Genomic DNA, 17,706 nt, shown 5'->3' with positions numbered 1-17,706 from the left:
CGGGGTCATAAGCCAACCCACTCCAGAAATCTGGATTTCCTGCATGGTTTTTCTTATGCCTGTCGGAGGCCCACAGGATGTGGGTCAGAAAGGCGTTGCCACAGGATGTGGCGTACTTAGCCTTTCATCATTAAAACACTAGTGCTTTCGCTTTTCTTTGGACAAATTAAAAAACCCGTTAAACGGGCTTTACAAAAAATTTCCTTTGATATTCTCCATTATACCATGAAATGGTTATGGTTATTCAAGAATTAAACGAATCAATTTTGAAATACCTGAATCAATAATAGCGAAAAATATAGCAACGAATGCAACTGTTGATAAAACAGTGATGGTGTAGCGGGTTAATTCCTTGCGTCTTGGCCAGCTGACCTTTCTCATTTCACGGCCTATTTCACGGAAGAACTTGGTTAAACGCTGCATTTTTGTGACCTCCATCTATGGGAATTGCTAAAATTTATGTGAGTTATTTTGTTTCACGATGAATTGTATGGGCGTTGCATGTTTTACAAAACTTGCTCAATTCCAATCTCTCAGGATTAGCTTGTTTATTCCCGGCCGTTGTATAATTTCGCGATCCGCAATTTGCACATGCAAGGATTATTTTTTTTGTCATATTTCACACCTGCCAGGTACTGCTTTTAGTCCTTAAAACTGTAACATGCCCCCTATTTAATGTCAATATGAGGAGATAACGGTTTCATAGAACCGCCATAACTTTCAAGACACTCTATAAAGAAAACTCCCGAATCTCTAAATATCTCTCAAGTTTCCTTTTTACCCGCTGGAGAGCATTGTCAATGGACTTTACATGACGGTTAAGTTCCTCAGAGATTTCCTGATAGGATTGGCCATCAAGATAAAGAGCTAATACCTTCCGTTCTAAATCGCTCAATAGTTCGCTCATTTTTACTTCAATATGATCAAACTCTTCCTGGTTTATGATTAACTCTTCGGGATCCATTACTTTTGATCCGGACAAAACGTCCATTAGAGTGCGGTCGGATTCTTCATCATAAATAGGCTTGTCCAATGAAATGTAGGAATTGAGGGGAATATGCTTTTGCCTTGTGGCGGTTTTAATAGCTGTGATGATTTGTCTCGTGATGCATAATTCCGCAAAAGCCTTGAAGGATGTAAGCTTGTCTTCTTTAAAATCACGAATGGCTTTATATAACCCTATCATGCCTTCTTGTACAATATCTTCTTTGTCTGCTCCAATTAAAAAATAGGATCTTGCTTTCGCTCGAACAAAATTTCTGTACTTATGGATTAAATAATCGAGTGCTTCAGTATCGCCTTTATGAACTAAATCAACAATTTCTTCATCTTCAAGCAAAAACACCCTGTCGTTGATTTTTGATTTGAAGTCTAAACTCACTCAGATCCCCTCCGACCAGACACGCATAGTTAGAAATATTATACAGTAGGTCATTTTTTAGCGTCAATGCTCATTTGTCACCTCTGCGCCACTTTTCGAAAATTTCTGCCACTTCATCCGAGAGCGGTATCTTAGAGAATGGCCTTTTCTCCTGAATTTTCTTTACTCTCTTATTTATTTTATTTTCAACCTCGTTCATCCCATTTAATAGTTCCCTTGCCGAAATCCTTAACGCACCCTGACCGAAAATTGCCCACTGCTCCGTGTAGTCGGATGTTGCTACGTGAATTTGTGTTGTTCTGCTATTTAGCCGGATTGCCATTTTTTCAATACGCTCATCGGCTGATTCATTTTCTTTTGTAAAAATAACTTCTACTCTATGATTTTTATATTTTTTTTCGTTCCCCTGAACATAATGAGCATCAAAAACTATGATTACCCGATAGCCGGAATAGCCCTGATATTCAGCCATCTTTTCTATCAGCCGGTCCCTGGCTGCTGCGAGATCCTTCTCTTTCAGAACTCGCAGCTCTGGCCAGGCGCCAATAATGTTATATCCATCAACAAGGAGGATGTCCATTTTTATCCCTCAAGAGGATGGCGCTTCCGGTAAACCTCATACATTAACAGGGCTGCCGCAACAGAGGCATTTAAAGATGTTACCTTTCCTGCCATTGGCAATCGGATGAGAAAATCACATTTATCCTTTATAAGCCTGCCCATGCCCTTGCCTTCACTTCCAACAATGAGCCCCAATGGCATCGTTCCATCCATTTGTCGGTAGTCCTCTTTTCCGCTCGCATCTGTACCGGCAATCCACACGCCCCGCTCTTTTAGCTCTTCAATGGTTCTAGCCATATTGGTTACACGGACGACTTGTATATGCTCGATAGCTCCTGTCGAAGCCTTGGCAACTGTTGCCGTCAGCCCGACCGCTCTTCGTTTAGGAATAATGATTCCATGAGCCCCAACTGCATCAGCAGTTCTCATGATGGAACCGAGATTATGGGGATCCTCAATCTCATCTAGCAGCAAAAAGAAAGGCGGTTCATTTCTTTTTTCCGCTTCCTGGAATAGGTCATCTATTTCTGCATATTGGTAAGCTGCAACATAGGCGAGAACACCCTGGTGAATGGTGTCTGTCAGCTGGTCAATTTTTTTCTTGGGAACAAACTGAACCAGAACGTTTGTTTCTTTGGCAAGCTGGATAATTTGAGTCATTTGCCCTCTTTGTGATCCTTCAGCAATAAGGATTTTGTTGATATCCCGATTTGACTTCAAAGCTTCAATAACTGGATTTTTGCCGGTGATGTATTCCTCACTCATCCTTTTGCTCCTCCTTTCTTTTCATCCACATATTTTAACGATAGAGAAATCAATTCTTCAAGGCGTTCTATGTCACCTGTTAAATATAGATACCCCATTAATGCTTCAAAAGCAGTACTGTATCGATATGTCTGAACATCCGTATTTTTCGGCACTGTGCCTGATTTGGCATTTCGGCCTCTCATAACTACAGCCATTTCCATTTCCGTTAATATACCTTTATTCATTATTTCAAAAAGTATCTGGCTTTGGGCCTTGGCAGAAACATACTTAGTTCCTTCTCGGTGGAGGTGATGGGGTTTTACCCTTCCGCTTTGCAGAAGGTGACGCCTTACATATACCTCGAAGACTGCGTCACCCATATAAGCAAGAGCAAGGCTGTTTAGCTGTTTTGCATCGACATTTTCATCATATTGAAGCATGGATCAGCCTCTTTTCCATCTTGTGCCCTGTGGAGTATCTTCCAAAATAATATTCATTTCCTTCAGCTGATCCCTAATCTGGTCTGAAAGCTGGAAGTTTCGGTCTTTCCGGGCCTGGATCCGTTTTTCAATAAGCTCTTCAATTTCCTCATCAAGCAATTCTTCTTTCTCAATTGAAAGGCCAAGAACCTGGAACAAGTCTTCAAATTCCTTAAGGAACGTATCGATTACTTCCGCTGCTGTATTCTTTTCGAGCAGGTAATAGTTCGATAGCTTGGATAAATCGAATAATACGGAAATTGCTTTTGCAGTATTAAAATCATCATCCATATCCTCAATAAATTGCTGGTGTAAAGCCTTTATTTTATTCAGCCATTCCTGATTGTTTTCCGTCAAATTCGTGCTGGCTTCCTTCCTGTGCTTCAGGTTCTGGTAGGAAGTCATCAGCCTGTCATAAGCAGCTTTTGTATTCTCAAGCAATTCTTCACTGTAATTGATTGGATTGCGATAGTGAACTGACAGCATAAAAAATCTGAGTACTTGTGGGTTATGCTTTTTAATGATGTCATGAACAAGGACAAAGTTCCCAAGTGATTTGGACATTTTTTCATTGTCGATGTTGATATAGCCGTTGTGCATCCAATAACGGGAAAACGTTTTGCCGTTTAGTGCTTCGGACTGAGCAATTTCATTTTCATGATGCGGGAAAGTTAAATCCTGTCCGCCGGCATGGATATCAATTGTTTCGCCCAGGTACTTTTTAGCCATTGCCGAGCACTCAATATGCCAGCCCGGACGACCAATTCCCCATGGGCTTTCCCAGTAAATCTCTCCCTCTTTTGCTGCTTTCCATAAGGCAAAGTCCAAGGCATCCTGTTTCTTTTCGCCCACTTCAATTCTTGCACCCACTCTTAGTTCATCAACCGACTGATGCGAAAGCTTTCCGTAATCGTCAAACTTCCTGGTACGGTAATAAACATCACCATTTGACTCATATGCAAAGCCTTTTTCGATTAGTTTGCCTATAAATTCAATAATAATATCCATGTTTTCCATGACACGGGGATGTATATCTGCCTTTTTGCAGCCCAATTCTGATACATCCTCAAAATACGCATCAATAAATCGCTGGGCTATAGTTGGTACGTCCTCTTCAAGCTCCTTGGCGGCGCGGATTAATTTATCATCAACGTCGGTAAAATTGGAGACGTATTGAACATCATATCCCCTAAATTCCAAATAGCGGCGTACTGTATCAAAAACAATCGCCGGACGGGCATTTCCAATATGGATATAGTTATAAACGGTTGGTCCGCATACATACATTTTTACTTTGCCTTCTTCCAGGGGCACGAATACCTCCTTTTGGCGTGTTAATGTATTATAAAGCTGAATGGCCATTGACCTTGCTCCTTTCTTCATGTAGCTCTTTAATCTCCTGCTTTAATAGCTCAACTTGAGTTTCTAAAACCTGGAATCTGTCTGCAACTGGATCAGGAAGATCACAGTGATTCAAGTCCTTCTTTATACGGACTCCATCTCTTATTACTACTTTCCCTGGTATGCCGACAACAGTACTGTTGGGAGGAACCTCCTTCAACACAACTGACCCTGCTCCAATCTTCGAGTTTTCTCCAATCGTAATGGAACCCAGGACCTTTGCACCTGTTGCAATCAGGGCGTTATCTTTTATGGTTGGATGCCGCTTTCCTTTTTCCTTGCCAGTTCCGCCAAGGGTAACTCCCTGAAAGACAGTGACATTATCTCCTATTTCACAAGTCTCACCAATGACGACTCCCATTCCATGGTCAATGAAAAATCGGCGGCCTATTTTGGCTCCGGGATGAATTTCAATTCCTGTCATAAACCTGCTTGCCTGGGAAATAACTCTGGCAATAAAATAAAATTTACGTTTGTAAAATGCGTGAGCAACCCGATGTGCCCAAATGGCATGAAGACCAGAATAAGTTAAAATTACTTCCAGATAAGTGCGGGCAGCAGGATCCTGCTCAAAAACGACCTCAATATCCTCCTTAAACCTTTTAAACATCCCTCTTCCCCCTTTTATTATTACTTTGTATAGGCTCCTTCAGACTTGAGTGTTTAACAATAATAAGTTCCTGCTAGTTTTTCATGTGATGAGAGCACGACGGCCCTTAAATTAGATAAAAATAAAAAGCGTCCCTGTCATATAGACAGAGACGCTGAAGGCGCGGTTCCACTCTGTTTAGACCTTTACGGATGCTGTAGGTTCCCATGCACACCACAGAATCAATGATCTCAACTTAGCCTTGTAACGGAAGGTTCCGCCCAAATCTACTAGGATAGATATCCTTTCAAAATGGGACTCAAAGGGGCACTTCAAAAAATGAGAGGCTTAAACCACTTTCAGCCGGTGATGGTTTTCTCTAAAAAGCATCATTTTTTTACTTTTCCTTATCGGCGCTTTAGATATAAAGTTAATAAAATTTGAAAACTGTCTAGCTGCAGCACTTGAAATGGGTGCTTTCCGCTTTTCTTATACTATATTACATATTCCATTGAATGTTAACCAATTAATTTCTGAAGTCGGTTTTGAACCTTAGCTTTTCCTACAAGTTCAATTGCCTGAGGCAGGTCTGGGCCATGTGTCTGGCCAGTAACAGCCGCACGGATTGGCATAAAAAGATTTTTACCTTTTTGGCCGGTTGATTTTTGGACAGCTTTCATGGCAGCCTTAATACCTTCTGCTTTAAATTCAGCAAGGTTTTCAAGTTCCTCTGAAAATGCCTTCAATACTTGCGGTACTGTTTCACCGGCTAAAACCTCTTTTGCCTCTTCTTCATATTCTGCATCTTCCTTAAAAAACATATCCGCAAGTTCAACAATTTCGGCACCATAACTCATCTTTTCCTGGAACAGCGCAATAAGGTTTGTTGCCCAAGCTTTTTCCTCTTCTGTCATCTCGGCCGGAAGCAGTCCCGATTTAACTAGATGGGGAAGTGTAATTTTCACAAGATCATCAAGGTCTGCATTTTTAATATACTGGTTGTTCATCCAGGCAAGCTTTTGCTTGTCAAAAAGTGCAGGTGATTTGGAAAGACGGTCTGCATTGAAAATTTCAATAAACTGCTCTTTTGAGAAAATCTCTTCCTCTCCTGAAGGCGACCATCCGAGCAAAGCAATAAAGTTAAACAAAGCTTCAGGCAAATAACCCAGCTCTTCATACTGCTCGATAAACTGGATAATCGACTCATCGCGTTTGCTCAATTTTTTCCTGCTTTCATTTACAATCAATGTCATATGCCCAAATAAAGGAGGTTCCCAGCCAAGTGCATCATAAACAACCAATTGCTTGGGTGTATTGGAAATATGGTCGTCCCCGCGCAATACATGTGAGATTTCCATTAAATGATCGTCAATAGAAACAGCGAAGTTATAAGTTGGAGTTCCATCCTTTTTAATCATGACATAGTCGCCCATGCCTTCTGATTCAAAGGATACTTCGCCCTTAACCATATCATGAAAGGTGTATACTTTTCCTTCCGGTACAACAATCCGGATGCTCGGCTTAAGCCCTTCACTTTCGAGGCGCTGCTGGTCTTCTTTGCTCAGATGGCGGCATTTTCCAGAGTACTTTGGAGTTTCTCCGCGTTCAAGCTGTGCTTCTCGCTCCGCTTCAAGCTCTTCTTCTGTACAATAGCATTTATAAGCATGGCCTTCTTCAAGCATCTGAGTATAATATTTTTTATAAATATCATTTCTTTCAGACTGTCTGTAAGGACCGTACTCTCCTCCGACATCCACACCTTCATCCCAGTCCATGCCAAGCCAATTTAGGTACTTCAGCTGGCTTTGTTCTCCGCCTTCAATATTCCGCTTTTTATCGGTATCTTCTATACGGATGATAAATTTTCCACCCTGACTGCGGGCAAACAAATAGTTAAAAAGTGCCGTACGGGCGTTACCAATATGTAAATGTCCCGTTGGACTTGGAGCATATCGAACTCTAACTTCTTTTGACATACAAAGTGCCTCCTGTAATAGCATCGGAATCATTTTCCGCTTTTCCTATTTTACCACTGCCGTTTTTAAAAGACTATTACCCTTCCGCCTTTTTCAGCAGAACGACTGCTTGGGATGCGATTCCCTCTCCCCTGCCGGCAAATCCAAGTTTTTCAGTAGTTGTTGCCTTCACATTGATTTGGCCAGGAGAAGCTTCAAGCAGCTGTGCTATACGTTCCTTCATTTGTTCAATATATGGAGCCATCTTTGGCTTCTGAGCAATAATTGTACAGTCTGCATTCATGAGCTCATATCCCTGTTCTCGGACAAGCTTCCATACATGAGCCAATAGCTTTGAAGAATCTGCATCTTTAAATTTCTCATCTGTATCAGGAAAATGTTTGCCAATGTCTCCTGCACCAATAGCTCCCAGGCATGCATCCGCAACTGTATGCAAGAGTACATCTGCATCAGAGTGTCCCAGCAATCCTTTTTCATAAGGGATTTCAATTCCCCCAATAATAAGCGGCCGCCCCTCCGTTAATTGGTGGACATCAAATCCTTGACCTATCCGAAACATTTAACATTCTCCTTTTTTAAAAATAACATGGTATTTACCTCGATAACTGCCCTTTATTTTGCTGCTTCTCTCTTTTTTAGGATTGCTTCTGCAAAAAATAAGTCTTCGGGCGTCGTTAATTTTATATTATCATAATCGCCTTCTAAAACTGAAACAGGATGAGGAAGCCGTTCTACCAAGCTTGCATCATCTGTACCCAGAAAATCATCCTCTTCAGCGAGTTCATAAGCTCTCTGGAGGATCGAAATACGAAAAGCCTGTGGGGTTTGTACGGCCCACAAGCTTGAGCGATCGACTGTTTCTGTAACTTCGCCGTTTTCCGCTTTTTTTATCGTATCCTTTACGGGTACAGCTAAAATAGCGGCCCCGGTTTGTCCCGCTTTTTCAGTCAGCCTGCTAATAGCATCTGTTTGGATGAAGGGGCGCGCTGCATCGTGGACAAGGATCATTTCCCCTTTTTCCACAGTCTTCAATGCATTATGAATGCTTTGCTGGCGCTCTTTTCCACCGGGAACAAGGTCATCTATTTTTTTAAGACCGAACTGTTCAATCAATCCTTTGAATTCAATTTCATCCTGGGGATTTATAGCAAGAATGATTTTCTCACAATCCGGGTCCTTTTCGAATACCTTCAGTGTATGGATTAATAAAGGAATACCATCCAGCTCTAATAAGAGCTTATTCTTCCCCGCTCCCATTCTCTTCCCCTGGCCTGCAGCAGGAAGGATAACCTGGTAAGACATAATTTGACTCCTATCTGTTTACAGTGCTTTTTCTAATAGTTTAGGTTTAGCAAAAATCATTCTGCCGGCAGATGTCTGAAGAACACTTGTGACCAGTACGTCAATTCTCTTGCCGATATACTCCCTGCCTTCTTCCACAACAATCATAGTGCCATCGTCCAGATAAGCTACACCTTGGTGGTGGTCTTTTCCTTCTTTAATTACCTGGATATTCATTTCTTCACCAGGAAGAACAACCGGTTTCACCGCATTAGCCAAATCATTAATATTTAACACCGATACATTTTGGAACTCACAAACTTTATTTAAATTAAAATCGTTTGTTACAAGAATCCCATTCATCAATTTAGCAAGTTTTACAAGCTTGCTGTCTACTTCCTGTATATCATCAAAATCTCCTTCATACATTTCAACTTTAATAGGGAGATCTTTTTGAATTCGATTTAAAATATCAAGACCGCGGCGGCCGCGGTTTCGCTTCAAAACATCAGAAGAGTCGGCAATATGCTGCAATTCTTCCAGAACAAATTGAGGAATAATAATCGTTCCTTCCAAAAACCCAGTCTGGCAAATGTCCGCTATACGGCCATCAATAATAACACTTGTATCCAGGATTTTCAGAGATTTCCCTTCAGCTTTTTCTCCTTCATCTTCCCCAGATTTCTTTTTGCGGCTTGTAAAAAGGCCAAGCATTTCATCCCTTTTCTTAAATCCAACCTGGAAACCAAGATAGCCAAACAACAAAGTCAGCAATATTGGTGCAACAGTATTAACAACAGGGACCTTCAAACCACTTAGGGCATACCCAATTAAAAAAGCGACGAATAAACCTACAATGAGGCCTACACTTCCAAAGATTACGTCCGTAACCGGAATTCTAACAAGTGAATCCTCCAGCCACTTAATAAAGTCAGTAACATAATCCACTGCCCAAAAAGTAATAAGATAAAATATAATTGCACCAGCAATAGCCGTGACATATGAGTTACTAATTATTGAGATGTCATTCAGCTTCAACAATGTTAATAAATCCGGAATCAAGAATATCCCAAGCGTGCCTCCTATAATAAGAAAACAAACTTGAACAATACGTCTTAACATTCCTTCACCTCCTTTTAATCATTATAAACAAAATTGCAGAATTGAAACCTGACTATTTTATATATTTTTCGTTAAAACAGACAAAAAAGTGTTTTGCAGTCTCTTCTAGGTTAGCACCGCTAAAAATGAGTTGTCAAACATATAGGTGTTCCCCTGATTTAAAGGAGACGCCCGGTAAAAAGTCTTTCTTTAATCAGCTTAAAGCCTTCCTTTATTTTTCTGGCCCTTACTTCTCCAATTCCTTCAACATCATCAAGATCTTCCACAGTTGCTGCTAAAATATTCGGGAGCTCTTCGAACCTTTTTACAAGGTTTTCTATTATGACCGCAGGAAGCCGGGGAATTTTGTTTAAAATCCTATATCCACGGGGGCTTTTAAATTCATCCAATGGAACATACCCCTGATAACCAAGCATCTTTAAAATAACTATATCTTCAATAACTTCGCTTCCTGAAATCGCCTGAAGGCGGTTAATGACATCCTGCGGCTTTATTTCCCGGTTAATAGAATAGTCCTTAATGATAAAAGTGACTTCCTCTTCAAGATCTGTTAGGATTTCCTCCATTTGCATCCGGATTAATCTTCCTTCTGTTCCCATCTCACTTAGATAAGCAAGCAGCTCATTCTTAACCTTAAAAATCAATTCAAATCTGTGAAGAACCTGGAGGATATCGTTATAGGTTACAGACTCTTCAAATTCCAGGATTCCCAGATAGGAGATACTTTGCTCAAGAACAGTCTTATATTTTTCAAGGGTTTGGACTGCCTGATTTGCTTTTGCCAAAATGACGCCAATTTCCCTGAGTGCGTAACGAAAATTTCCCTGATAAAGGGTTATAACATTTCTTCTCTGTGAAATAGCAATTACAAGTGACTTTGTCTGACGGGCAACCCTCTCAGCTGTCCGATGGCGCATTCCTGTTTCCGCAGAAGGAACACCCTGGTCCGGAGCAAGCTGTGCATTGGCAATTATGATTTTAGTCCCGGATTCATTTAAGATAATTGCCCCGTCCATTTTTGCCAGTTCATACAGAAAACTGGGACTAAAGGGACAATTAATTTGAAATCCACCATCAATGATTGTTTTCGTTTTTTCGTTATATCCGACGACAATAAGTCCGCCCGTCTTTGCCCTGAGGACATTATCAATCCCTTCCCTGAGCGGCGTACCTGGTGCAACTAATTTTAGAATATCACTGATATTGTGCTCGACAGGCTTCTTATTTTCCATCCATTACCCTCCTAATGCAGCTTTTAGAGCCTCACTTACAGAGGAAACTCCGATCAATTCAATCCCTTTAGGTCCGGTCCATCCGCTTAAATTATTAGCAGGGAGGATGACCCTTTCAAAACCAAGCTTTGCGGCTTCCTGCACACGCTGTTCAATCCTCGAAACCCTTCTAATCTCCCCTGTAAGGCCCACCTCACCGATAATGCAGTCAGTAGCCCTTGTTGGCTTATCACGGAAACTTGAGGCAATGCTCACCGCAATGGCAAGGTCAATTGCAGGCTCATCCAATTTTACTCCACCAGCCACCTTTAAGTAGGCATCCTGATTTTGCAAAAGCATGCCAACCCGTTTTTCTAAAACTGCCATTAGCAAAGGTACTCGATTATGATCTATACCAGTTGCCATTCTTCTTGGGTTCCCAAAGCTGGTGGGGGATATCAGCGCCTGGATTTCTACAAGCACCGGGCGGGTTCCCTCCATTGATGCAACTACAGTGGACCCTGCGGCCCCCTGAGACCTTTCCTCAAGGAAAATTTCCGATGGATTTTCTACCTCTTCCAATCCAAATTCCTTCATTTCGAAAATTCCCATCTCATTAGTGGAACCGAAGCGATTTTTGACAGCCCTTAAAATCCTATACGTATGATGACGCTCTCCTTCAAAATAAAGAACCGTATCTACCATATGTTCGAGCAGCCTTGGGCCTGCTATATTGCCTTCCTTTGTGACATGCCCTACGATAAAAATGGCTATACCCTTTGTTTTTCCTATACGCATTAACTCCGCTGTACATTCCCGAACCTGTGAAACACTTCCTGGTGCAGATGTTACCTCTGGATGAAACACTGTCTGTATGGAGTCGATAATAACAAAAGCAGGATTAACTGTTTCAATCGTACGGCTTATTTCCTCAAGGTTCGTTTCTGAGTAGACCATCAGGTTTTCAGATGAGACACCGAGGCGGTCCGCACGGAGCTTGGTCTGCCTTATAGATTCCTCTCCAGATATATACAGAACAGAATGGTTTTTATTGGCAAGCTGGGATGAAACCTGTAAAAGCAAAGTAGATTTACCGATACCCGGATCTCCGCCAATTAACACTAAAGATCCTTTGACAACTCCTCCCCCTAAAACCCGGTTCAGTTCATTCAGATCTGTGTATATTCTCGGTTCACTGACTGTTTCAATTGATGTAATCGGAGCAGGCTTAGACAGGATGGCTGCACCGCCCTCTGAGTGAGCAAATGCCCCTCGGCGTTTTGTCCCTGTAGCCTCCACTTCCTCTACCATCGTGTTCCATGCACCACAACCAGGGCATTTACCCATCCATTTGGCAGATTCATAGCCGCATTCCTGGCACATAAACTTTGTTTTTCTCTTAGCCATCTCTTTCTCCCTTTCATTAGAAAAGCGCAAGGCCCAATTAGTGACATCGTATTAACAGTAACCTATCCGACAATCTACAAGTACATAAAAAAGGAACATTTAAGTGGAGCAGTGCGGAAAGGAACTAAGGAATTACTAGTGGATGGGGCGCTTGTCCCTATAAAATTACTTACCTAAAAAGGAGGTACACGTTTTTCCTTTTGTGTACCTCCTCCTTGTTTATGTTCTATACATTGAAAGCATTACTTAGCTAATTCAGTTTTTTCAGCTGTTTTTTCTGTTTTTACAACGAAGTCATCATTTTCTATATCTATTATAACATGCTGCCCGGTTAAAATGGTGCCTTTAAGCAGTTCTTCAGACAGACGATCTTCAATATGTCTTTGGATGGCCCTGCGAAGTGGCCGTGCTCCGTATTCTGGGTCATAGCCCTCTTTGGAAATTTTGTCTTTTGCTGCCTCAGTAAGCTCAAGTTTGATGTCTTGCTCATTAAGACGCTTAATGAGGGCATCCGACATAAGGGTAACAATTTCCTGAAGATGCTTCCTTTCAAGAGCATGGAAGACAATGATTTCATCAATCCTGTTAAGGAACTCAGGTCGGAATGCTTTTTTCAGTTCCTCCATGACTTTGCCTTTCATGTCTTTATAATCATGTTCTCCATCCTGAATATTAAAGCCGACATACTTATTTCGTTTCAGCGCCTCAGCACCTACGTTAGATGTCATAATTAAGACAGTATTGCGGAAGTCCACCGTACGGCCTTTCGAATCTGTAAGGCGTCCATCTTCAAGCACCTGAAGAAGAATATTAAATACGTCCGGATGTGCTTTTTCAATTTCATCCAAAAGAATGACAGAATATGGCTTGCGGCGGACCTTCTCTGTTAATTGTCCGCCTTCTTCAAAACCTACATATCCTGGAGGTGAACCGACTAGGCGGGAGGTTGAGTGCTTTTCCATATACTCTGACATATCAATACGGATCATTGCATCTTCATCGCCGAACATAGCTTCAGCTAAGGCACGAGCAAGCTCTGTTTTACCTACACCTGTAGGTCCCAGGAAGATAAAGGAGCCAATTGGACGTTTAGGGTCTTTAAGCCCCGCTCTTGCACGTCTAACTGCCTTGGAAACTGCTTTAACTGCCTCTTCCTGGCCAATTACACGAGAATGAAGCAGCTCTTCTAGATTTAGAAGTTTTTCAGTTTCAGTCTGTGCAAGCTTTGAAACAGGAATTCCAGTCCAGCTGGATACGACACTGGCAATATCTTCAACTGTTACTTCACTGTTTTCTTTTCCTTGTCTTTCTTTCCAATTCTTCTTAGTTTCTTCGAGTTGTTCACGCAGGCGCTGTTCAGTATCCCTCAAGGATGCTGCCTTTTCGAATTCCTGGCTTTGAACTGCCGCATCCTTCTCTTTTCTAACATCCTCCAGCTTTATTTCAAGCTCTTTTAAGTTAGGAGGAGTAGTGTAAGAGCGCAGGCGTACTTTTGAACCTGCTTCGTCAATAAGATCAATTGCTTTATCCGGAAGGAAACGGTCAGAAATATATCGGTCTGATAATTTAACTGCCGCATCAATCGCATCATCGCCAATTGTTACACGATGGTGAGCCTCATAGCGGTCACGCAATCCTTTTAAAATTTGAACGGATTCTTCAGCAGTCGGTTCATCCACACGAATTGGCTGGAAACGGCGCTCTAATGCTGCATCCTTTTCAATATATTTTCTATATTCATCAAGTGTGGTGGCACCGATACACTGCAGCTCTCCGCGGGCAAGTGATGGCTTTAGGATATTGGAGGCATCGATTGCGCCTTCAGCTCCTCCTGCACCAATAAGTGTATGCAGCTCATCGATGAAAAGAATGATATTTCCCGCTTGACGAATTTCGTCCATTACTTTCTTTAAGCGGTCTTCAAATTCACCGCGGTATTTAGTTCCTGCAACCACAGTACCCATATCAAGTGTCATTACCCGCTTGTCACGGAGAATCTCAGGAACTTCATTACTTACAATCTGCTGGGCAAGGCCTTCAGCAATTGCGGTTTTACCTACACCAGGTTCCCCAATGAGAACAGGGTTGTTTTTTGTACGGCGGCTTAAAACTTCAATAACGCGCTGGATCTCCTTACTGCGTCCAATCACTGGATCAAGACTGCCTTCCCGTGCAATTGCTGTTAGGTCGCGGGCAAGGCTATCAAGGGTAGGAGTATTGGCAGTTGCAGATGATCCGCCTTGATGTCCCCCTGACTCATTGCTTCCAAGCAGTTGAAGTACCTGCTGGCGTGCCTTGTTAAGGCTGACACCAAGATTATTTAAAACTCTCGCTGCTACGCCTTCACCTTCACGAATTAAGCCTAATAAAATATGTTCAGTTCCCACATAAGAATGACCGAGTTTTCTCGCTTCATCCATGGAAAGCTCAATTACTTTTTTGGCACGAGGTGTATAATGAATGGACTGTGGAGTGTCCTGGCCTTTTCCAATCAGGTTCTCAACCTCTTTTTGGATTTTCTCAGCCCCAAGGCCAAGACCATACAATGCTTTAGCAGCAATCCCTTCGCCTTCACGAACCAACCCCAGTAAAATATGCTCTGTTCCTATATTATTATGTCCCAGGCGAATTGCTTCTTCCTGAGCCAATGCCAATACTTTTTGTGCCCTCTCTGTAAATCGGCCGAACATCATAGTCTCTTCCTCCTCATTCTTCTTTTTCTTTTTCCATTCTTAATCTTTCTCGAATTAGAGCAGCCCTTCTTATATCCCTTTCATGAGGGCGCAAAGGCCCACCTGCATATTGCTGCAAAAATCCTGGCTGGGTGAGTATCATTAATTCATTCAGTATACTCCTGGACATGTTTTTAAAATAACCTATATCTATACCAAGCCGAACATCCGAGAGGCAGCGTGCAGCTTCCTTCGTTTCGATGATACGGCTATTGGATAAGATTCCATATGAACGAAACACTCTGTCTTCTAATTGTATGTTAGAAGTTTTTACTAATGCTTCACGGGCGGACCTTTCCTGTGCGATAAGCTGGCTTACAACACTTTTTATATCCTCGGTGATATCCTCTTCAGACTTTCCAAGTGTCATTTGATTGGAGATTTGAAAGATGTTGCCAAGTGCCTCGCTTCCTTCTCCGTAGATACCTCTTACCACAAGACCAAGCTGATTAATCGCCGGGATAATACTATTTATTTGCTGAGTAAGAACGAGGCCCGGTAAATGCATCATGACTGAGGCCCTTAATCCGGTTCCTACGTTGGTTGGGCAGCTTGTTAAATATCCAAAATCCTCATGAAAAGCATATTGAACATGCTCTTCAAGCCAGTCATCAATTTCCCCTGCGGCTTCCAGGGCCTCTGTAAGCTGCAGCCCGGGAAAAAGACACTGTATACGTATGTGGTCTTCTTCGTTCAGCATGATGCTAACCTCTTCATTTTCAGTCAAAATACAGGCACCATGCGAGGAATCCTCTGCTAAGTTTGGACTTATGAGATGTTTTTCCATCAAGACACGCTTTTGCAGGGGCTGAAGTTCATCCATTTTTAAAAGTTCCAGTTGGCCAAATTTTGTTATTTCGCCTTTATTAATTATTTCCTCCATTTTCACAATAATCATTTTTGCCTCATCATGTGAAAAAATTGTAGGAAATTTATAATCCTGTATATTTCTAGCCAGTCTGATACGGGAGCTTAATACAATATCCGAATCGGGGCCATCTTCGTTCATCCAAGAACTAATTGCCTGGTTTATAAATTTCTCCAGAGACACGTTATTCCCCTCCCTCTTGATCCTTGTTCAATCTTTTATTAAGGGAACGAATCTCATCCCGAACCTCAGCAGCTTGCTCAAACTTCTCATTATTGATTAATTCCTTTAATTCCCCTTTTAGCTCATCCCGTTTTTTTCGAAGGTGGATCGTGCCTCCAATTCGCTTTGGAATTTTCCCATTATGGGCCGAATTTCCTCCGTGTAGGCGTCTTAAAATAGGTGTAAGCTGTTCTTTAAATGTTTCATAACAGTGAGCACAGCCAAATCTTCCTATCTTGGCAAATTGCTGGTACGTCATGGAGCAGTGTTCACACTGCAAAACATTTTCCTGTTGAAATGTTTTCTGGGGAGTTTGCTGGAAGGAAGGATTGATATTAAGCAGCCCTGCCAGCAGGTTATTAATTGAAAATCCTGTAGGAGAACTGCCCATGAACATTTCCCCTTTTTCATTAGCGCATTTTTCACACAAATGGACTTCGGTTTTTTCTCCATTTATTATTTTGGTGAAATGCATCGTTGCAGGCCTTAGATTGCATTCCTGGCAAATCATTTTCTCACCTCTCCTGCTCCTCTATCATTATTTATATTTCAAAGCAGTTAACATTGCTTTTAACATCCGCGCCCTTAATTCATCCCTATAAGGAAGATCAATATATAAAACCGAGCGGTCTATTACACTCAACATAATTTTAGCTTCCCTAGTAGTAATAATCTCCTCCTGTACAAGTCTGTATATCACATCTTCGGCACTTGACTGGCTGATACGGTTTTGGAAAAGAGACATTAATTGGTCAATTACATCAGCAAGATCATGAGCCTGGACCTTTATAATCCTTATATATCCACCACCGCCTCTTTTGCTTTCAACAATATATCCTCTTTCCACAGTAAAGCGGGTATTGATAACATAATTAATTTGAGAAGGAACACACTGAAATTTGTCCGCAATTTGGCTCCTTTTAATCTCAACCAGATCTTCGTCGCTCATTTCCAAAACCTTTTTTAAGTAATTCTCGATAATATCGGAGATGTTTCTCATCTGCCCACCCCCTTCTGACTTTGACTATATTTGACATAAATTATACATGATATTCTTATGTAGTTGCAACGATCTGGTATTATGATATTTTCTCCAAATCTATCCAACGTGAAACCTCTTTTTTAGGGAAATGGGCTTTAATTTCTACCCTTTTGAAATTAATTGGAAACATTAATAAATTTACGGGGGGTTTTTTTCAAGAATGGAAGACTGATGGCGATTAGAAGGAGACAATTGGCGGATATATATTAATTCTTAAATTTTAATAAGGATCAGGGGAATTTACTACCTTTCCGGGGACGAACTAGCAATGCCTCCTCGTTTGTTCCTCACTGGGGGTTCTTGTCAGCCCGTTTTTCTGCAGGACATTGAACTTACACCTCGAATAAACACCGCACGGAGGAAATGAGAATGCACTTTCGGGGAGTGTCGCCTATTTTTGTTCACAGTTTCTTCAAATTAAAGGAAATCTTCTTGTCTATTTCTTGCTTCTACAATTTCCAACTGATTTTCTACAAATTTCAACCTATGTTCTACATTTTTTGATTACACTTTTACACTTTTAGATAAAACTTCTGCATATTTCAGGCAAGCTTCTACATTTATCAAAATTTACCGTTATTCCATGCCCACGCAGTTATCTTTAACCACAAAAAAAGACAACCCATACAGGTTGTCTTTCGTTTGCCTGGCAACGTCCTACTCTCACAGGGACGCATGTCCCAACTA

Annotated in this window: 18 protein-coding genes and 1 other annotated feature; all 18 genes read right to left on the bottom strand. The window is 41.5% G+C overall.

Going from position 1 to position 17,706, the window contains the following annotated elements:
* Positions 1 to 240: 240 nt before the first annotated feature.
* Positions 241 to 423, bottom strand: a complete 183-nt coding sequence (gene secE / locus G8761_RS22700; RefSeq protein ID WP_166030239.1) for a preprotein translocase subunit SecE — start codon at positions 421 to 423, stop codon at positions 241 to 243.
* A 43-nt stretch (positions 424 to 466) separates the two neighbouring features.
* A complete protein-coding gene (gene rpmG / locus G8761_RS22695; RefSeq protein ID WP_166030238.1) occupies positions 467 to 616 on the bottom strand; it encodes a 50S ribosomal protein L33 in 150 nt (49 codons plus the stop codon).
* A gap of 114 nt (positions 617 to 730) precedes the next feature.
* The gene (sigH, locus tag G8761_RS22690; protein ID WP_166030237.1) at positions 731 to 1,381 is read right to left on the bottom strand and encodes an RNA polymerase sporulation sigma factor SigH; all 651 of its coding nucleotides are present in this window, start codon (positions 1,379 to 1,381) and stop codon (positions 731 to 733) included.
* Positions 1,382 to 1,451: 70 nt separating this feature from the next.
* On the bottom strand, positions 1,452 to 1,961 hold the full coding sequence (locus G8761_RS22685; RefSeq protein WP_166030236.1) for an NYN domain-containing protein: 510 nt from the start codon (positions 1,959 to 1,961) through the stop codon (positions 1,452 to 1,454).
* Between the two features lie 2 nt (positions 1,962 to 1,963).
* Complete coding sequence (gene rlmB / locus G8761_RS22680; RefSeq protein WP_166030235.1) at positions 1,964 to 2,707, bottom strand: 23S rRNA (guanosine(2251)-2'-O)-methyltransferase RlmB; 744 nt, start codon at positions 2,705 to 2,707, stop codon at positions 1,964 to 1,966.
* Entirely contained in the window at positions 2,704 to 3,129 is a 426-nt protein-coding gene (locus tag G8761_RS22675; RefSeq protein WP_166030234.1) for a Mini-ribonuclease 3, read from the bottom strand. Before G8761_RS22675 ends, rlmB begins: the two co-directional genes overlap by 4 nt.
* A 3-nt stretch (positions 3,130 to 3,132) precedes the next feature.
* Positions 3,133 to 4,530 (bottom strand): cysteine--tRNA ligase, encoded by a 1,398-nt coding sequence (cysS, locus tag G8761_RS22670; RefSeq protein WP_166030233.1) that lies wholly within the window; start codon positions 4,528 to 4,530, stop codon positions 3,133 to 3,135.
* Complete coding sequence (gene cysE / locus G8761_RS22665) at positions 4,511 to 5,179, bottom strand: serine O-acetyltransferase (RefSeq protein ID WP_166030232.1); 669 nt, start codon at positions 5,177 to 5,179, stop codon at positions 4,511 to 4,513. Before cysE ends, cysS begins: the two co-directional genes overlap by 20 nt.
* 144 nt (positions 5,180 to 5,323) lie before the next feature.
* Positions 5,324 to 5,581, bottom strand: a binding site (T-box leader).
* Between the two features lie 95 nt (positions 5,582 to 5,676).
* Positions 5,677 to 7,134: a glutamate--tRNA ligase gene (gene gltX / locus G8761_RS22660; RefSeq protein WP_166030231.1), complete on the bottom strand. Its 1,458-nt coding sequence runs from the start codon at positions 7,132 to 7,134 to the stop codon at positions 5,677 to 5,679.
* 76 nt (positions 7,135 to 7,210) lie between these two features.
* Positions 7,211 to 7,693 carry a 2-C-methyl-D-erythritol 2,4-cyclodiphosphate synthase gene (ispF, locus tag G8761_RS22655; RefSeq protein WP_166030230.1) on the bottom strand — a complete coding sequence of 161 codons (483 nt, stop codon included), beginning with the start codon at positions 7,691 to 7,693 and terminating at the stop codon, positions 7,211 to 7,213.
* Between the two features lie 53 nt (positions 7,694 to 7,746).
* Entirely contained in the window at positions 7,747 to 8,436 is a 690-nt protein-coding gene (gene ispD, locus G8761_RS22650) for a 2-C-methyl-D-erythritol 4-phosphate cytidylyltransferase (protein WP_166030229.1), read from the bottom strand.
* Between the two features lie 18 nt (positions 8,437 to 8,454).
* Positions 8,455 to 9,537, bottom strand: coding sequence for a PIN/TRAM domain-containing protein (locus G8761_RS22645; protein WP_166030228.1), 1,083 nt, complete (start codon positions 9,535 to 9,537; stop codon positions 8,455 to 8,457).
* 158 nt (positions 9,538 to 9,695) lie between these two features.
* Positions 9,696 to 10,769: a DNA integrity scanning diadenylate cyclase DisA gene (gene disA, locus G8761_RS22640; protein WP_166030227.1), complete on the bottom strand. Its 1,074-nt coding sequence runs from the start codon at positions 10,767 to 10,769 to the stop codon at positions 9,696 to 9,698.
* A gap of 3 nt (positions 10,770 to 10,772) precedes the next feature.
* The gene (gene radA / locus G8761_RS22635) at positions 10,773 to 12,155 is read right to left on the bottom strand and encodes a DNA repair protein RadA (protein WP_166030226.1); all 1,383 of its coding nucleotides are present in this window, start codon (positions 12,153 to 12,155) and stop codon (positions 10,773 to 10,775) included.
* A gap of 242 nt (positions 12,156 to 12,397) precedes the next feature.
* On the bottom strand, positions 12,398 to 14,848 hold the full coding sequence (gene clpC / locus G8761_RS22630) for an ATP-dependent protease ATP-binding subunit ClpC (RefSeq protein WP_166030225.1): 2,451 nt from the start codon (positions 14,846 to 14,848) through the stop codon (positions 12,398 to 12,400).
* A 13-nt stretch (positions 14,849 to 14,861) separates the two neighbouring features.
* Complete coding sequence (locus G8761_RS22625) at positions 14,862 to 15,938, bottom strand: protein-arginine kinase McsB (protein ID WP_166030224.1); 1,077 nt, start codon at positions 15,936 to 15,938, stop codon at positions 14,862 to 14,864.
* Between the two features lies 1 nt (position 15,939).
* Entirely contained in the window at positions 15,940 to 16,488 is a 549-nt protein-coding gene (locus G8761_RS22620; protein WP_166030223.1) for a protein-arginine kinase activator protein McsA, read from the bottom strand.
* 27 nt (positions 16,489 to 16,515) lie between these two features.
* Positions 16,516 to 16,977 carry a CtsR family transcriptional regulator gene (locus tag G8761_RS22615; RefSeq protein WP_166030222.1) on the bottom strand — a complete coding sequence of 154 codons (462 nt, stop codon included), beginning with the start codon at positions 16,975 to 16,977 and terminating at the stop codon, positions 16,516 to 16,518.
* Between the last annotated feature and the right edge of the window lie 729 nt (positions 16,978 to 17,706).

Source organism: Neobacillus terrae (assembly GCF_011393025.1).
Classification (GTDB): Bacteria; Bacillota; Bacilli; order Bacillales; family Cytobacillaceae; genus Neobacillus_A; species Neobacillus_A terrae.
Note: the sequence above shows the minus strand (reverse complement) of the source record. Positions and strands in the feature narration are given on the sequence as shown.

Coding starts and splice junctions, on each gene's coding strand:
- secE (WP_166030239.1), bottom strand. CDS start 423: ATGCAGCGTTTAACCAAGTTCTTCCGTGAAATAGGCCGTGAAATGAGA.
- rpmG (WP_166030238.1), bottom strand. CDS start 616: ATGACAAAAAAAATAATCCTTGCATGTGCAAATTGCGGATCGCGAAAT.
- G8761_RS22685 (WP_166030236.1), bottom strand. CDS start 1,961: ATGGACATCCTCCTTGTTGATGGATATAACATTATTGGCGCCTGGCCA.
- rlmB (WP_166030235.1), bottom strand. CDS start 2,707: ATGAGTGAGGAATACATCACCGGCAAAAATCCAGTTATTGAAGCTTTG.
- G8761_RS22675 (WP_166030234.1), bottom strand. CDS start 3,129: ATGCTTCAATATGATGAAAATGTCGATGCAAAACAGCTAAACAGCCTT.
- cysS (WP_166030233.1), bottom strand. CDS start 4,530: ATGGCCATTCAGCTTTATAATACATTAACACGCCAAAAGGAGGTATTC.
- cysE (WP_166030232.1), bottom strand. CDS start 5,179: ATGTTTAAAAGGTTTAAGGAGGATATTGAGGTCGTTTTTGAGCAGGAT.
- gltX (WP_166030231.1), bottom strand. CDS start 7,134: ATGTCAAAAGAAGTTAGAGTTCGATATGCTCCAAGTCCAACGGGACAT.
- ispF (WP_166030230.1), bottom strand. CDS start 7,693: ATGTTTCGGATAGGTCAAGGATTTGATGTCCACCAATTAACGGAGGGG.
- ispD (WP_166030229.1), bottom strand. CDS start 8,436: ATGTCTTACCAGGTTATCCTTCCTGCTGCAGGCCAGGGGAAGAGAATG.
- G8761_RS22645 (WP_166030228.1), bottom strand. CDS start 9,537: ATGTTAAGACGTATTGTTCAAGTTTGTTTTCTTATTATAGGAGGCACG.
- disA (WP_166030227.1), bottom strand. CDS start 10,769: ATGGAAAATAAGAAGCCTGTCGAGCACAATATCAGTGATATTCTAAAA.
- radA (WP_166030226.1), bottom strand. CDS start 12,155: ATGGCTAAGAGAAAAACAAAGTTTATGTGCCAGGAATGCGGCTATGAA.
- clpC (WP_166030225.1), bottom strand. CDS start 14,848: ATGATGTTCGGCCGATTTACAGAGAGGGCACAAAAAGTATTGGCATTG.
- G8761_RS22620 (WP_166030223.1), bottom strand. CDS start 16,488: ATGATTTGCCAGGAATGCAATCTAAGGCCTGCAACGATGCATTTCACC.
- G8761_RS22615 (WP_166030222.1), bottom strand. CDS start 16,977: ATGAGAAACATCTCCGATATTATCGAGAATTACTTAAAAAAGGTTTTG.